This is a genomic window from Pseudonocardia sp. NPDC046786 (assembly GCF_040645415.1).
In the GTDB taxonomy this organism is placed as follows: Bacteria; Actinomycetota; Actinomycetes; order Mycobacteriales; family Pseudonocardiaceae; genus Pseudonocardia; species Pseudonocardia kongjuensis.
The window spans coordinates 18,239-32,714 of record NZ_JBEYYF010000030.1; the positions used below are offsets into that span (position 1 = coordinate 18,239).

15 protein-coding genes are annotated in these 14,476 nt (G+C 73.5%); 9 read left to right on the plus strand and 6 right to left on the minus strand.

Going from position 1 to position 14,476, the window contains the following annotated elements; translation table 11 throughout:
- The first annotated feature begins 43 nt into the window (after positions 1–43).
- Positions 44–1,405, plus strand: a complete 1,362-nt coding sequence (locus tag ABZ881_RS27095; protein WP_358488482.1) for an MFS transporter — start codon at positions 44–46, stop codon at positions 1,403–1,405.
- The gene (locus tag ABZ881_RS27100; protein WP_358488484.1) at positions 1,402–3,111 is read left to right on the plus strand and encodes an AMP-binding protein; all 1,710 of its coding nucleotides are present in this window, start codon (positions 1,402–1,404) and stop codon (positions 3,109–3,111) included. Before ABZ881_RS27095 ends, ABZ881_RS27100 begins: the two co-directional genes overlap by 4 nt.
- A gap of 9 nt (positions 3,112–3,120) precedes the next feature.
- Here the strand turns inward: ABZ881_RS27100 and ABZ881_RS27105 are convergent, their stop codons facing one another.
- Together ABZ881_RS27105 and ABZ881_RS27110 are read right to left on the minus strand one after the other, a co-directional pair.
- Positions 3,121–4,077 carry a LysR family transcriptional regulator gene (locus ABZ881_RS27105; protein ID WP_358488485.1) on the minus strand — a complete coding sequence of 319 codons (957 nt, stop codon included), beginning with the start codon at positions 4,075–4,077 and terminating at the stop codon, positions 3,121–3,123.
- A gap of 272 nt (positions 4,078–4,349) precedes the next feature.
- Positions 4,350–4,970 (minus strand): VTT domain-containing protein, encoded by a 621-nt coding sequence (locus ABZ881_RS27110; protein ID WP_358488487.1) that lies wholly within the window; start codon positions 4,968–4,970, stop codon positions 4,350–4,352.
- Positions 4,971–5,200: 230 nt separating this feature from the next.
- Here ABZ881_RS27110 and ABZ881_RS27115 point away from each other — a divergent pair, with 230 nt between their 5' ends.
- The gene (locus tag ABZ881_RS27115; RefSeq protein WP_358488488.1) at positions 5,201–5,329 is read left to right on the plus strand and encodes a hypothetical protein; all 129 of its coding nucleotides are present in this window, start codon (positions 5,201–5,203) and stop codon (positions 5,327–5,329) included.
- A gap of 3 nt (positions 5,330–5,332) precedes the next feature.
- Here the strand turns inward: ABZ881_RS27115 and ABZ881_RS27120 are convergent, their stop codons facing one another.
- Positions 5,333–6,736 carry a helix-turn-helix domain-containing protein gene (locus ABZ881_RS27120; RefSeq protein ID WP_358488490.1) on the minus strand — a complete coding sequence of 468 codons (1,404 nt, stop codon included), beginning with the start codon at positions 6,734–6,736 and terminating at the stop codon, positions 5,333–5,335.
- 187 nt (positions 6,737–6,923) lie between these two features.
- Between ABZ881_RS27120 and ABZ881_RS27125 the strand changes: the two genes are divergently transcribed.
- Both ABZ881_RS27125 and ABZ881_RS27130 read left to right on the plus strand, forming a co-directional pair.
- Positions 6,924–7,940 carry an amidohydrolase family protein gene (locus tag ABZ881_RS27125; protein ID WP_358488491.1) on the plus strand — a complete coding sequence of 339 codons (1,017 nt, stop codon included), beginning with the start codon at positions 6,924–6,926 and terminating at the stop codon, positions 7,938–7,940.
- Positions 7,941–8,023: 83 nt separating this feature from the next.
- Positions 8,024–8,758: an iron-sulfur cluster assembly protein gene (locus ABZ881_RS27130; protein ID WP_358488492.1), complete on the plus strand. Its 735-nt coding sequence runs from the start codon at positions 8,024–8,026 to the stop codon at positions 8,756–8,758.
- 271 nt (positions 8,759–9,029) lie between these two features.
- Here the strand turns inward: ABZ881_RS27130 and ABZ881_RS27135 are convergent, their stop codons facing one another.
- A complete protein-coding gene (locus ABZ881_RS27135) occupies positions 9,030–9,488 on the minus strand; it encodes a MarR family transcriptional regulator (RefSeq protein ID WP_358488494.1) in 459 nt (152 codons plus the stop codon).
- Between the two features lie 84 nt (positions 9,489–9,572).
- On the opposite strand from ABZ881_RS27135, the gene ABZ881_RS27140 reads away from it, so the two are divergent.
- The 3 genes from ABZ881_RS27140 (at position 9,573) to ABZ881_RS27150 (ending at position 11,918) form a co-directional block, all read left to right on the plus strand.
- Entirely contained in the window at positions 9,573–10,691 is a 1,119-nt protein-coding gene (locus ABZ881_RS27140) for an LLM class flavin-dependent oxidoreductase (RefSeq protein ID WP_358488495.1), read from the plus strand.
- Complete coding sequence (locus tag ABZ881_RS27145; protein WP_358488496.1) at positions 10,691–11,305, plus strand: FMN reductase; 615 nt, start codon at positions 10,691–10,693, stop codon at positions 11,303–11,305. The genes ABZ881_RS27140 and ABZ881_RS27145 overlap by 1 nt, the downstream gene beginning before the upstream one ends.
- Positions 11,306–11,423: 118 nt before the next feature.
- Positions 11,424–11,918 carry a VOC family protein gene (locus tag ABZ881_RS27150; RefSeq protein ID WP_358488498.1) on the plus strand — a complete coding sequence of 165 codons (495 nt, stop codon included), beginning with the start codon at positions 11,424–11,426 and terminating at the stop codon, positions 11,916–11,918.
- Here ABZ881_RS27150 and ABZ881_RS27155 read toward each other — a convergent pair.
- Both ABZ881_RS27155 and ABZ881_RS27160 read right to left on the minus strand, forming a co-directional pair.
- Positions 11,915–12,754 carry a CmcJ/NvfI family oxidoreductase gene (locus ABZ881_RS27155; RefSeq protein ID WP_358488499.1) on the minus strand — a complete coding sequence of 280 codons (840 nt, stop codon included), beginning with the start codon at positions 12,752–12,754 and terminating at the stop codon, positions 11,915–11,917. The two genes, ABZ881_RS27150 and ABZ881_RS27155, sit on opposite strands and share 4 nt — an antisense overlap.
- A 152-nt stretch (positions 12,755–12,906) precedes the next feature.
- Entirely contained in the window at positions 12,907–13,515 is a 609-nt protein-coding gene (locus ABZ881_RS27160; RefSeq protein ID WP_358488500.1) for a hypothetical protein, read from the minus strand.
- A 79-nt stretch (positions 13,516–13,594) separates the two neighbouring features.
- Here ABZ881_RS27160 and ABZ881_RS27165 point away from each other — a divergent pair, with 79 nt between their 5' ends.
- Complete coding sequence (locus tag ABZ881_RS27165) at positions 13,595–14,476, plus strand: alpha/beta hydrolase (protein WP_358488501.1); 882 nt, start codon at positions 13,595–13,597, stop codon at positions 14,474–14,476.

Consider the following 14,476-nt stretch of genomic DNA (forward strand, 5'->3'; position numbering starts at 1 on the left):
CCGTCCGACGACACCCGTCCCGCTCGACGAGGAGCCCCTGCCCATGTCCGACGCGTCCCCTCCGGAGACAACGAAACCGGTCCCGCTCCGCCGGGTCGCCGCGGCCAGCTGCGCCGGGACGACGATCGAGTTCTACGACTTCTTCATCTACGGCACCGCCGCCGCGCTGGTGTTCCCCACGGTCTTCTTCCCGGCGCTCGGCGCGACCGCGGGCACCGTCGCCTCCTTCGCGACGTTCGCCGTCGCGTTCTTCGCCCGCCCGGTCGGTGCCGTCATCTTCGGCCACTACGGCGACCGGATCGGCCGCAAACGCACGCTGATCTCGACCCTGCTGCTGATGGGCATCGCGACCGTCCTCATCGGGTTGCTGCCCCCGGCCGAGACGATCGGCGTCGCCGCTCCGCTGATCCTGGTGTTCCTGCGCTTCTGCCAGGGCTTCGCCGTCGGCGGCGAGTGGGCGGGCGCGACCCTGCTGACCGCCGAGTACGCGCCGAAGGAGAAGCGCGGGCTGTACGGTGTGTTCCCGCAGCTCGGCCCGGCGATCGCGTTCGCGCTGTCGTCCGGCACCTTCCTGGTCACCGGCCTGGTCATGGGCGACGACGACGACGCGTTCCTGACCTACGGCTGGCGGATCCCGTTCATCCTCTCGATCGCCCTGATCGGCGTCGGCCTGTGGGTCCGGCTCTCGATCGAGGAGACCCCCGCGTTCAAGGACGCCCAGGTCCGGGCCAAGGCGGAGGCGGCCACCCTGGACCGGTCGAAGCGGCTGCCGTTCCTGGAGGCCGTCCGCGCCCAGCCGCGCGAGGTCCTGCTGTCGGCCGGCGCGCTGACCATGCTGTTCGCATTCTTCTACATGGGCACCGCGTACCTGACCGCCTACGGCACCAACCCGGACGGCGCCGCGCTGCCCCGCCCGGTCGTGCTCGGCCTGGGCATCGGCGCGTCGGTGATCTTCGGCGCCGGGATCGTGATCTCCGGGATCCTGTCCGACCGGTTCGGGCGCCGCAACGTCATCCGGGTCTCCTGCATCGCCGGCATCGTCTGGGCGCTCGCGCTGTTCCCGGTGCTGGACATCGGCACGCCGCTGGCGTTCGGGATCGGCCTCTCGGTCACCCTGGTGATCTTCTCGGTGTCCTACGGCCCGGCCGGGTCGTACCTGCCGGAGCTGTTCGCGGCCAAGCACCGCTACACCGGTGCCGGGCTGGGCTACAACCTGGCCGGCGTCCTCGGCGGCGCGATCCCGCCGCTGCTCGCACCCGGCCTCGCCGCCTCGTTCGGCAGCATCGCGATCGGCGTGATGCTCTCGATCACCGCGGTGATCTCGCTGGTCAGCGTCTCGTTCCTGCACGAGACCGGGAACCGGGCGCTGGAACACGAGACCGAGAACGCGGAGGCGCACGCATGAGCACCAACCACGAGATCCTCCGGGATGCCCGGGACCGGCTCGTCGCGCTGCACAGCGAGCACGAGAAGGCGGTCGCCGACTTCCGCTGGCCCGAGCTGTCCGGCCCGTTCCAGTGGGCGCACGACTGGTTCGACGTGATCGCCGACGGCGACCACCGGCCCGCCCTGCAGATCGTCGAGGAGGACGGCACCGAGGGCTCCTGGACCTTCGACGAGCTGCGCCGCCGCTCCAACCGGGTCGCTCGGTGGCTCGCCTCGCTCGGCGTCTCCCGCGGCGACAGCGTGCTGGTCATGCTCGGCAACCGGGTCGAGCTGTGGGAGTCGATGCTCGCCGTGATGAAGCTCGGCGCGGTCATCATGCCGACCACGACGGCGCTCGGCGCGCTCGACCTGCCGGACCGGCTCGAGCGCGGCGCGGCCCGGTTCGTGATCGCCGACGCGTCCTGCGCGGACAAGTTCGCCGGCCTGCACGACGGCCGGGTGCTGGTGGCCGTCGGGGGATCGGCGCCGGGCTGGCTGGACTACACCGACGCCGACACCGTGCCCGCCGCGGACGCCGAGGCACCCCTGGAGCATCCCGGCACCACCGCAGGCGACCGGCTGCTCCTCTACTTCACCTCCGGCACGACCAGCCGGCCGAAGCTCGTCGAGCACACCCAGGCGTCGTACCCGGTGGGGCACCTGAGCACCATGTACTGGCTCGGACTCACCCCCGGTGACGTGCACCTGAACATCAGCTCGCCGGGCTGGGCGAAGCACGCCTGGAGCTGCTTCTTCGCGCCGTGGATCGCCGGGGCGACGATCTTCCTCTACAACTACACCCGGTTCGACGCCGCGGCTCTGCTGGAGACGCTGCGGTCCCGGCAGGTCAGCACGTTCTGCGCGCCGCCGACGGTGTGGCGGATGCTGATCAAGGCCGACCTGTCCGGCGGGCCCGGATCGCTGCGCGAGGTCATCGCGGCGGGCGAGCCGCTGAACCCGGAGATCATCGACCAGGTGCAGCGGCACTGGGGGCTCACCCTGCGCGACGGGTTCGGGCAGACCGAGACCACCGCGTCGGTCGGCAACACCCCCGGCTCGGTGGTCAAACCCGGCTCGATGGGCCGCCCGCTGCCCGGCGTCCCGGTGGTGCTCGTCGACGAGGCCACCGGCGAGGTCTCGGACACCGAGGGCGAGATCTGCATCGACCTGGCCCGCCGCCCGCTCAGCCTGATGACCGGCTACCTGGACTCCCCCGAGCGGAACGCGGAGGCGATGGCCGGCGGTTTCTACCACACCGGGGACACCGCGACCCGGGACGCCGACGGCTACCTGTTCTACGTCGGGCGCACCGACGACGTCTTCAAGGCGTCCGACTACAAGGTCTCGCCGTTCGAGCTGGAGAGCGTGCTCGTCGAGCACCCGGCGGTGCTGGAGGCGGCCGTGGTGCCGCAGCCCGATCCGGTCCGGCTGGCCGTGCCCAAGGCGTACGTCGCGCTGGCGCCCGGCTGGGAGCCGACCCGGGACACGGCACTGGCGATCCTCGCGCACGCCCGCGCGAACCTGGCCCCCTACCTCCGGGTGCGGCGGCTGGAGTTCACCGAGCTGCCGAAGACGATCTCCGGGAAGATCCGCCGGGTGGAGTTGCGCCGGCGGGAGATCGACCAGCCGGAGGCGGCCGCCGCGCTCGAATGGCGCGACGACGCGTTCCCCGAGCTGCGGGGGTGATCCGGCCGGTCAGCCGGCGGCCGCGGTGAGCGTCCGGTCCAGGGCGTGCGCCGCGGCGGCCTCGCGCAGCGCGCGCAGCAGCCCGTCGACGGCCGGGGGCCGGTTCCGGACCCCGCGGGCGGTCGCGACGAGCACGTCCCGGACCGGCGCCCGGCCGGCGACCGGGACGACGGCGACCGCGCCGCCTCGGCGGGCCGCCCGGCCCCCGGTCGTCAGCTCTGGAACGAGCGCGATCCCGGTCCCGGCCGCGACGAGCTCGCGGACCGCGTCCGGGGCGTCCGCCCGGTGCGCCACCGCGGGCACGAACCCGGCCTCCCGGCAGGCCCGGCGGACGATCCGCTCCTCGGGCGTCGGGCCGGACGGCGCACCCAGGATCCACCGCTCCCCGGCCAGCTCGTCCAGCCGGACGGCCGGCCGGTGCCGCCACCGGTGCCGGTCGGGCACCAGCAGCACGAACCGCTCGGCGTACACCGGGGTGCTGACGACGCCGTCCTCGCCGCCGCCCGCACCGGGCACCCCGGTGAGCAGCGCCAGGTCGGTCTCGTCGGCGCGCAGCCGGGCGACGGCGTCGTCCGCGCCGGTCACCCGGACGTCGACGTCCACCCCGGGGAACCCGGCGCGGAGCCGGTCCAGCGCGGCGGGCAGCAGCGTGTCCGCCGGCCCGGCGAACGTGGCGACCCGCAGCCGCCCGGCGCGCTGCGCGGCGAGCGCGGCCATCTCCGCGCCGGCCTCCGCCAGCCGGGAGAGCAGCGCCTCGGCGTGCACCGCCAGGATCTCCCCGGCCGCGGTGAGCCGGCCGCCGGAGCCGGGCGCGCGCAGCAGCAGCGGCAGCCCGGCCTCGCGTTCCAGGGCGTTCATGTGCTGGGAGACGGCGGAGGTCGAGAGGTAGAGCGACCGGGCCGCCGCGGACAGCGACCCGTGGTCACGGATGGCACGGAGGATCGCCAGGCGGCGTACGTCGAGCACGGCAGGGCTCCAGGGGCGGGTCGGACCGGATCGGCAGCGGGCGATCGGGTCAGCGACACAGGTCGGCGCATACCCGGCAGTGGTCGACGTGCCTGCGCACGGACCACGCGGGGCGGACGACGTCGGTACGCACGCGCACCCGCCTCCCTCCGCTCCGACCACCTCCCAGCCCACCCGGGCCCGGCGGTGCCTGTCAACGCGTTCCCGTCAGCTGGGCGTGATGTCCGGACCGCCGGGCCCGCGCTGCCGGCCGCGTCCCACGCCGGCGCCGGTCAGCGGGCGTGCGCCCGGCGGCGGCCTGCGGTGGCCCGCACGATCGCCAGCCTGCCGACGACCAGGGCCACACCGACCGCGATCCCGGCGACGACCAGCAGCCACGGCCGGCTCTCCAGGTCCGCGGCGAGCCGGTCGCCCGCCGCGTAGCCGATGCCGACGAGCACGGCCGCCCGGACCGCGGTCGCCGGGATGATCCAGGACAGGAAGCGCTGGTAGCCGACGTTCGCCAGACCGGCCGCGAGGTAGGCGGGGATCGCCCCGATGTCGACGAGCTTGGCCCCGACGACGATCCGGGGCAGGTGGGTGTGCACCTCGCGGGTGAGGGCCTCGCGGCGGGCGTCGGACAGGCCGAGCCGGACCAGCACCCGGGCGACGGCCGGCCGGTCGCCGTGCCTGCCGAGTGCGTAGAGCAGGGTGTCCCCGACGACGTCGGCGACCACCGCGGCCAGCCACACCCCCCACCAGGGCAGCTGACCGGCGCCGGCCAGTGCGGCCGCGGCGACGGTGACGATCGGGCCCTCCAGGAAGGCCCCGAGACCGATCACGAGGAGCGACCGGATCGGCGCAGCCGGGATCGCGGCCAGCAACGCGGCCACGGTGTCCGACAGTCCGATCACGCAAGCCTCCGATCAGGTACCACCCGGAAATGGTGCCCTGTCCCCCGGTGCGTCCGGACGCCGCCCCGGGCACCGGGGCCGGACGCCGTCCGTCACCACCTGTGACGTCTGGGGAGGGTGCAGGTTCCCCCGGCTGCCGCAGGAACGGCCGAACGGATGTGGGCAGTGCGTCCGATCGGTCGGACGTCGTCACCCGGGCGGCCCTGCGAGCGACGTTGCCCGCTGCACCGATGATGGCACCGGACGCGGTTCGCGGCACCCCGGTGGTGTCCCTGCTCGTGGTCGGGGCGCTGGTGACCGGCGGGATCGTCGTGGTGCTCGGCGGCGTGTGGGTGGGTTCCTGCGTGCGCAGGCTGTGAGCGTCAGCGGGCCCGGTCGGGGAGCGTGATGCCGTAGCGCTGCACCCGCCGGTAGGCGGTGGCCCGGGATATCCCCAGCTCCTCGGCGGCCCGGGTCACGCTCATCCCGTGCCCGTTGAGGCAGCGCACCAGCTCGTCGCGTTCCAGCGCCTCGATCCGGGTGAGTGCGGCGGACCGGCCGGTGAGCAGCTCGGCGGGCAGGTGCCGCCGGTCGACGACGGTGCTGCGGGCGCAGGCGTCCCGGACGACCCGGCGCAGCTGCTCGACGTTGCCCGGCCACGGATGGCCGCGCAGGGCGCGGACGGCGTCGTCGGTGAAGGTCGTCCCGGGCCGCGCGAAGTGCCGGGCCAGCGGCAGCACGTCCGCCGACCGGTGCCGCAGCGCGGGGACCTCGACGACGACATCGAGCAACCGGCCCAGCGCCTCGGGCACGGCGCCGGCCGAGCCGGCGGTCATGCTCAGGGCGGTCGGCGGGAGCGCGCGGACCAGGCCGGCCAGCCGGGTCGCGACCGGGGCGGGCAGCTCGTGCACCCGCCCGGCGATCACCGCGGTGTCCGGCTTGCCCAGTTCCGGCGCCCACAGCGACAGCCAGTCGACGGCGTCCGCGGCAGCCGGCGGGCGGGCGTGCAGCACCCGGTGCCGTGGCCGGGCCACGCGCAGCGCCGCCGCCAGCAGCGCCGACTTCCCGGCGCCGGGCTCGCCGACGATCCCGACCCGGGCGCCGTCGCGCAGCGCCGCGGCGACCTCGTCGAGGGCCTGCCGCCAGCCGGCGGACAGCCCGTCCGCGGCGAGCGCGGGCGCCTGCGGGGCGATCCGGAACACCTCGCCGCGCGGCGCCGGGCGGGACGCCGCGCCCCGCCCGTGCGCCAGCATCAGCGCCGACGTCTGCCCGGCCGCGGTGCGCGCGAGCGCGAGCAGCAGGCCGGACGAGCGCTGCGACCAGGTGGTGAGGTTGATGCTGCCGAGCAGGTTATGGTCGACCGGGTCGAGCACCGGCGCGGCGGCGCAGGTGTAACCCCACAGCCCGGCGCAGTAGTGCTCGTCGCCGCGGACCAGCGACGGCACCCGGTCGGCCAGCGCGAGTCCGAGCCCGGTCGTGCCCACCTCCCGCTCGCCGAACGCGAACCCGGGAGCCAGGTAGGTGTCGTCGAGCGCGTCGAGCAGGGCGCGCTCGTCGCACAGCCGGGACACCACGACGCCCTCGGCGTCGGTGAGCATCAGGCTGATCGGCTCGCCCGGCAACGCCTCGTGGAGCCCGGCGAGCACCTCGCTGCCGCAGCGGGCGAACAGCGACCCGTCGTCGACGGTGCCGGTGAAGGCCGGGCTGACCGCCTCGGTCGGCGCGCCGTAGGTCTCGCTGCGCATCCAGGACGCCGAGATCCGCGCCGGCGCCGGCGGCTGCCCCATCACGCACCTCCCCCCGGCCGGTGTCTCCACGGTGCACGCCCCGGCACGGCCGTCTCGTCTCAGGTTGAGACGCCGGGGGCGCCATCCGGGTGTCCGGCGTTCCTACCGTCGGGCTCCGACGCGGGACCTGCACCGGCCCGCGCAGTCGCGGGGTGTCCACCACCTCGCCGCGACCGGGAGGACGACGATGTACTCGACGAACGGTGAGTCCTACTTCATCGTGGACGCGCACGTGGCGCTGTGGGACGCGCGACCGGAGAACCAGCGCAACATCCACGGCAGGCAGTTCATCGACTGCTTCTACGACTACCACCGCAACCTCAGCCCGGAGTCCGAGGTCTGGCCCTACGAGGACTACCTCTACCAGGGCGGCGACCGGCTGATGAAGGACCTGTTCATCGACGGCCACGTCGACCACGCGATCTTCCAGCCGGCCCATCTCGGCGAGTTCTACGTCAACGGCTTCGGCCAGACCGAGGAGGCGTTCGCGCTCGCCCGGGCCAACCCGGACCGGCTCACCTACAACCACAACTGGGACCCGCGCAACGGGGAGGAGGGCCTGCGCCGGCTGCGCGAGGACGCGAAGCGGTTCGACCTCAAGGGCGTCAAGCTCTACACCGCCGAGTGGCACGGCGACTCCCGCGGCTGGAAGCTCGACGACCTCTGGTCCTACCGGTATCTGGAGGCCGCCCAGGAGCTGGGGATCCGCAACATCCACGTGCACAAGGGGCCGACCATCCGGCCGCTGGACCGGGACGCGTTCGACGTGGCCGACGTCGACAAGGTGGCGACCGACTTCACCGAGCTGAACTTCGTCGTCGAGCACTGCGGGCTGCCTCGGCTCGAGGACTTCTGCTGGATCGCCACCCAGGAGCCGAACGTGCACGCCGGGCTGGCGGTCGCGATGCCGTTCATCCACACCCGGCCCAAGTACTTCGCCCAGATCCTCGGCGAGCTCCTGTACTGGATCGGCGAGGACCGCATCCAGTTCTCCAGCGACTACGCGATCTGGACGCCGCGTTGGCTGGTCGAGCGGTTCGTCGACTTCCAGATCCCCGAGGAGCTGGCCGAGTACGCGCCGCTGACCACCGCGCAGAAGAAGAAGATCCTCGGCCTGAACGCCGCGACGATGTACGACATCGAGGTGCCGGAGCAGTTGCAGCTGCGCGACGAGACCCCGGAGGAAGTGGCGGTGGCCTCGTGAACACGCCGGTGCTCGACGCCGCCGGCGGCCCCGTCGGCGTCCCTGGTGGCCCTGCGGGTGTTCGGGGTGGTTCCGGCCCTGCCATGACCGCCGCGGCCACGGCGGTGGGGGAGCCCGGCTGCCGGGTCGCGGCGGCCCGTCGTGCGCTGGACGCGGTCGTCGATCCGGAGCTGGACGAGCCGATCACCGACCTGGAGTTCGTCCGGTCGATCGAGGTGGACGGCGACCGGGTCGAGGTCCACCTGCGGCTGCCCACCGCCTTCTGCGCCCCGAATTTCGCCTACCTGATGGCGTCCGACGCGAAGGACGTCCTGACCGCGCTCGACTGGACCGGTGAGATCGTCGTCGAACTGGACGACCACCACGACTCGGATCTGATCAACGCCGGCCTGGCCGCCGACGCCGGATACCGCGGCACCTTCCGGCACGAGGCCGACTCCGACCTCGACGGCCTGCGGGAGACGTTCCGGCGCAAGGCGCACGCCGCGGCGATGGAGCGCGCGCTGACCGGGCTGCTGCGCGCCGACCCGGACCTCGATCCCGGGTCGCTGCACGGCGTGACGGTCGGTGACCTGCCGGCCGGACCGGTCACCGAGGCGCTGCGCCGCCGCCGGGCCGCGATCGGGCTCGGCACCGGCGACGGCGAGCCGGTCCTGGTCGGGCACGACGGCGTGCCGTACCCGGCCGAGCAGGTCCCGCTGAGACTCCGGATGGCCCGGTCGCAGCGGATCTCGATCGAGGGCAACGCCCACTTCTGCCGCGGGCTGCTCCGCACCCGCTACCCCGGGACCACCGGATCAGGCGCAGCCGTGTCGTGACCCGCCGGGCGGACCGGCCACCGGCTCCGGCCCGGCCGGTTCGGCCCGCCCGCCGTGCAACGCCAGGGTTCCGGCCACGAGCCGTCCGCCCCGCCCCCCGCTGCGCCGCGTTCCGCGGAACACAACCCGGCTGCGGGAGCCGTGGTCCTCCGACGCCACCCGCGTTCCGCGGAACGCACCTTGGGTGCGGGAGTCGGGGTCGTCCGACGTCACCCGCGTTCCGCGGAACGCACGGAATGCGGAAGCGGGCGGGCGCGGCGCTGCGGAGGGATCAGCGCCGCGCCTCGTCCAGGCGCGCCCCGACGGTGCCGGTGATGCGCGCGAGCGCGTCCACGTCGTCGTCGGTGAGAGTGTCGAAGACCAGCTCCCGGACCGACTCGACGTGCCCGGGGGCGGCCCGCTCGATGGCGGCCCGCCCCTGGTCGGTCAGGACGACGAAGTTGCCGCGGCCGTCGTCGTCGCACTCCTCGCGGGTGATCAGCCCGCGTCGCTGCATCCGTGCCAGGTGGTGCGACAGCCTGCTCTTCTCCCACTCCAGCGACGTCGCGAGCTCCAGCACGCGGACCCGCTCGTCCGGCCGGTCGGTGAGCGCCACGAGCACGTCGAAGTCCGCGATCGACAGGCCCGATTCGGCCTGCAGCCTGCGGTGCAGCTCCGCCTGCAGTCTCGCCTGCATCCGCAGGTAACCCCGCCACGTCGCCTGCTCGCGCTCGTCCAGCCACCGTGTCACGCCTCCCAGACTACCGGAATAGTTGACGCATCATCTATGTTCGGACAGTGTGTAGATGACAGGTCAACAATCTCGGAGGTAGTCGTGCAGTTCGGAATCTTCTCGGTCAGCGACATCACGACCGACCCGACGACGGGCCGGACGCCGACCGAAGCGCAGCGCATCGCCGACGTCGTCGCCATCGCCCGCAAGGCGGAGGAGATCGGACTGGACGTCTTCGCGCTGGGCGAGCACCACAACCCGCCGTTCTTCTCGTCCTCGCCGACGACGACGCTGGGCTACATCGCGGCGCTGACCGAGCGGCTGCAGCTGTCCACCGCGACCACGCTGATCACCACGAACGACCCGGTGAAGATCGCCGAGGACTACGCGATGCTGCAGCACCTGTCCGGCGGCCGGATCGACCTCACCCTCGGCCGCGGCAACACCGGCCCGGTGTACCCGTGGTTCGGCCAGGACATCCGGCAGGGGATGAACCTCGCCGTCGAGAACTACGCGCTGCTGCGCAAGCTCTGGGCCGACGAGGTGGTGGACTGGGAGGGCCGCTTCCGCACCCCGCTGCAGGGCTTCACCTCGACCCCGCGCCCGCTCGACGGCGTCCCGCCGTTCGTCTGGCACGGGTCGATCCGCAGCCCGGAGATCGCTGAGCAGGCCGCCTACTACGGCGACGGCTTCTTCCACAACCACATCTTCTGGCCGGCGTCGCACACCCGGCGGATGGTCGAGTTCTACCGCAAGCGCTGGGAGCACCACGGCCACGGACCGGCGGAGAAGGCGATCGTCGGGCTCGGCGGCCAGGTGTTCATACGGCCCAACTCGCAGGACGCGGTGCGCGAGTTCCGGCCGTACTTCGACAACGCCCCGGTCTACGGGCACGGTCCCTCGCTGGAGGACTACACCCGGGAGACCCCGCTGACCGTCGGCAGCCCGCAGCAGGTCATCGACCGGACCCTCGGCTTCCGTGACTACGTCGGCGACTACCAGCGCCAGCTGTTCCTGATCGACCACTCGGGCCTGCCGCTGAAGACGGTGCTGGAGCAGCTGGACATCCTCGGCGAGGAGGTCGTGCCGGTGCTGCGCAAGGAGTTCGCGGCGCTGCGCACGCCCGGCGTGCCGGATGCGCCGACACACGCCACGCTGGTCGCGGCGAAGACCGCCGACATGGAGAAGACCGCCGGCGAGAAGGGGACGGAGGCCGCCTGATGACACGCAGGATCGTCGTGGTGAGCGCCGGGTTGTCGACGCCGTCGTCGACCCGGCTGCTCGCCGACCGGCTGTCCGCGGCCGCCTCGGCGGCGCTGCGGGACCGGGGGGAGCAGGTCGAGATCGAGACCGTGGAGCTGCGCGAGCACGCCCACGACCTGGCCGACCACCTAGTCACCGGGTTCCCGAACGCGTCGTTGTCGCCGGTCCTGGACTCGGTCGCGCTGGCCGACGCCGTGATCGCGGTGACCCCGATCTTCGCGGCGTCCTACAGCGGCCTGTTCAAGACGTTCGTCGACGTCCTCGACCGGGAGACGCTGACCGGCACTCCGGTGCTCGTCGCTGCCACCGGCGGGACGGCGCGGCACTCGCTGGCCCTGGAGCACGCGATGCGCCCGCTGTTCGCGCACCTGCACGCCGTCGTCGTCCCGACCGCCGTGTTCGCCGCCCCCGAGGACTGGGGTGTCACCGACTCGTCGAGCACCCTGGAGGACCGGATCGAGCGGGCCGCCGGCGAGCTGGCCGACGTCGTCGCGCACCGGCCGCGGGCCGCGCGGACCGACGCCTTCGACGACGTCGCGGACTTCACAGCACTGATCGCCCGGCAGCACTGATCTTCCGGCAGCACTGATCTTCCGGCAGCACTGATCTTCCGGCAGCACTGATCTTCCAGCAGCACTGATCTTCCAGCAGCACCGACCTTCCACGGCAGCACCGAAGGGATTGAGCACCATGAGCACCGACGTCCCGACCCTCGACGCCGAACGCGACCGGATCCGCCGGACCCACCTGAGGCCCGCCGGGGAGCGGCCGGCCTCGACCGCCCGCGGCCTGCACCACACGGCCCTGGTCAGCTCGGACGTCGAGCGGACCGTCCGGTTCTACCAGGACGTGCTCGGCTTCCCGCTGACCGAGCTGATCGAGAACCGGGACTACCCGGGCTCGTCGCACTTCTTCTTCGACATCGGCAACGGGAACCTGCTCGCGTTCTTCGACTTCCCCGGGCTCGACGTCGGCCCGTACGCCGAGGTGCTCGGCGGGCTGCACCACATCGCGATCAGCGTCGAGCAGGAGCCGTGGGACGCGCTCGTCGCGCGCCTGACCGAGGCCGGAGTCGAGCACGAGGTGCACTCCGGGGTCTCGGTGTACTTCCGCGATCCCGACGGTGCCCGGGTCGAGCTGATCGCCGACCCGCTCGGTGAGATGTACGGCGAGCAGGTCCTCTAGAGCCAGTAGGCGAAGGTCCGGAACTCGATCGAGTGCCGCGGACCGGTCGCGCCCGACGCCGGGTCGTGGAACGCCGAGTGCGGCACCCGCCAGGCGCGGGACCGGTCGGAGTCGTGGAACTTGAAGAACAGCACCTCGTCGCGGTCCATCCCGGGGAAGTACCACCACCGGTGCGCGGGGTTGCGGCGGAACTCCGAGCCGTGTGTGACCGGTTCGAGCCCGTCGACCGGGCCGAACGGGTCGGCGGGCAGCTCGTCGACGAAGTACAGGGTGTTCGGGAGGCCGTCGGTGTCAGCGACGCTCCGGAAGTCGCACAGTGCCAGCGGCCAGTCCTGCGGCGGCGGGCTGAACACCCGCCAGGTGCTGGACGCGACGGCCCGGCGGTAGCCCGGGCCGTCCGGGAACGCCTCGGCGTAGGCGGTGGCCGCCGCGCGGGGCGCGCCCTCGGGTGCGTAGTCGCAGTGCACCAGCCCGGCCTGCGGCTGCGAGCCGGTGCTGCCGGGATCGGCCGAGCGGCGCAGCACGCCGCCCCGGGACACGACCACGTCGGCGCCGAGCAGGTCCTGCACGAGATCGTTCACCTCCGGCCGGTAGATCTCGCGGACCTGCTCCGGGTCGGTGAAGTCGGTCACCGCGCTGCGGTGCCGGGCGAGGGTGAAGCCGTGCACGTCGACGTCGAAGCCCCCGGTGACCGCGCGCCCGTCCTGCACGGTCACCCGATGGGTCTCGTACCGGCCGGTGTTGACGCTGGCACCCGGGGCGGTGAAGCGGCGCAGCACCGTCGAGTCGTGGGTCAGGTAGCTCAGGTCCGCGGCGGTCGTCCGGTCACCCGGCACGGTGCCGGGCGCTGGTCCGGGCCCTGGTCCGGGCACTGCGCCGGGTGCTGGTCCGGGCACGGTCACGGTGGCTCCCCTCACTGGGCTCGCCGGTCAGCGAACCGGAGTCCCGGCACCCCCGGCAGCCCGGTTTCCGGCACGGGGAAGCCCGATCACCGCCGGACGCTGACGTGCACGTGGTCGAAGTGCCCGCCGGTCGCGTCGTCCGGGTCGTAGATCCCGCCGCCGTCGTAGGGCCTGCCCCAGCCCTCCCGGCCGTCCCCGGCGTCACCCGCGCCGCGGTACCAGATCCGGCCCTGCCAGATCACGTACCGGACCCGCAGCTCGGAGGCGTTCGCGCGCAGCCAGTCCGCGACCGCCCAGCCCTGCTCCAGGTCGGTCCCGGCGGGGAACTCGCCGTAGCCGGCCGGGAAGAAGTCGCAGGCCCGCCCCTCGGGGTGGTCGCTGGAGGGGTTCCAGGCGTGCTCCGACCAGCAGGTGAGCGACCGGATCGGGGCCTGCGGTCCCGGCTCGCCGAACCGCTCCACCGCGGCGTCGTGCAGGCGCAGCGCGCTCGGCGTGAGGCAGCCCGACGAGGTGGGATCGTCCTGCGTGCACTGCTCCGGAGGTGGTGGATCGACGACCTCCCACAGGTCGTCGGTGGCCAGGCCGCGGCGCTCGGCGAACCACACGAGCGCCCCGCCGAGCAGCAAGAGCGCCAGCAGGGCGCCCAGGATCGCGGTGATGCGGCCGGCGATCGGTCGGCCCACCGTTCTCGGCACGATCTCCAGCGTACGGCGATGAGTTCCGGGTCCGCCGCCGGTCGGAACCCGTGCAGGCCGAATCGACCGGAGGTACCCCGTGACCGGCACCGCAGGCACCCTCACCGACGCCGTACTGGACGTCGCCGGGGCCCGTATCCACTTCGACGTCCGCGGGACCGGCCCGCTGCTGGTGCTCGTCGGGTCCCCGATGGGGGCGGACGGGTTCGCCGCTACGGCCGCGCTGCTCGCGCCCGATCACACCGTCGTCACGTTCGACCCGCGCGGCACCGGCCGCAGCACGGTCGACGACGTCGATGCCGACTCCCCGGTGCCGCTGCGCGCGGCGGACCTCGCGGCGCTGGTCGAGCACCTCGGCCAGGGGCCGGCGACGCTGTTCGGGTCGAGCGGCGGTGCGGTCGTCTCGCTCGCACTGTTGCAGGCGCGGCCCGAGCTGGTGCACGCCGTCGTCGCGCACGAGCCGCCGTTGCAGGAGCTGCTGCCCGATGCGGCCGTCCGGCGGGCCACCACCGACGAGATGGTGCGGCGCTACCGGGAGCAGGGCGCCGGTGCGGCCTGGGCGCTGTTCATGGAGGCGGCGAACCTGCCGGTCGGGCCGCCGGCGGCGGACCCCACTGAGGGGCCGGGGGACGGCCCGGGAGAGGCCGCTGCGACCGGCCTGCCCGGGGCCGACGGCCCGGAGCCGGACCGGGAACGCCAGGCGGCCGACGAGCGGCACTTCTTCCTGCACGAGATGCGCGAGACCGTACGGTGGGTGCCCGATCTCGACGTCCTGCGCGGCCGCCGGGTGGCCGTCGGGATCGGCGCGGACTCCGACGGCCAGCTCTGCGACCTGACCTCGCGCGCGCTGGCGGACCGGCTGGGTGTGACGCCCGAGCGGTTCCCGGGCGGGCACATCGGCTTCATGCAGGATCCCGTCGCGTTCGACGCACGGTTGCGCGAGGTGCTGGCCCGGCTGTGA

What these genes read in the sequence shown, in the direction of transcription:
- ABZ881_RS27095 (WP_358488482.1), top strand. Translation starts at nt 44, where the DNA reads ATGTCCGACGCGTCCCCTCCGGAGACAACGAAACCGGTCCCGCTCCGC.
- ABZ881_RS27100 (WP_358488484.1), top strand. Translation starts at nt 1,402, where the DNA reads ATGAGCACCAACCACGAGATCCTCCGGGATGCCCGGGACCGGCTCGTC.
- ABZ881_RS27115 (WP_358488488.1), top strand. Translation starts at nt 5,201, where the DNA reads ATGATGGCACCGGACGCGGTTCGCGGCACCCCGGTGGTGTCCCTGCTC.
- ABZ881_RS27120 (WP_358488490.1), bottom strand. Translation starts at nt 6,736, where the DNA reads ATGGGGCAGCCGCCGGCGCCGGCGCGGATCTCGGCGTCCTGGATGCGC.
- ABZ881_RS27125 (WP_358488491.1), top strand. Translation starts at nt 6,924, where the DNA reads ATGTACTCGACGAACGGTGAGTCCTACTTCATCGTGGACGCGCACGTG.
- ABZ881_RS27130 (WP_358488492.1), top strand. Translation starts at nt 8,024, where the DNA reads ATGACCGCCGCGGCCACGGCGGTGGGGGAGCCCGGCTGCCGGGTCGCG.
- ABZ881_RS27145 (WP_358488496.1), top strand. Translation starts at nt 10,691, where the DNA reads ATGACACGCAGGATCGTCGTGGTGAGCGCCGGGTTGTCGACGCCGTCG.
- ABZ881_RS27150 (WP_358488498.1), top strand. Translation starts at nt 11,424, where the DNA reads ATGAGCACCGACGTCCCGACCCTCGACGCCGAACGCGACCGGATCCGC.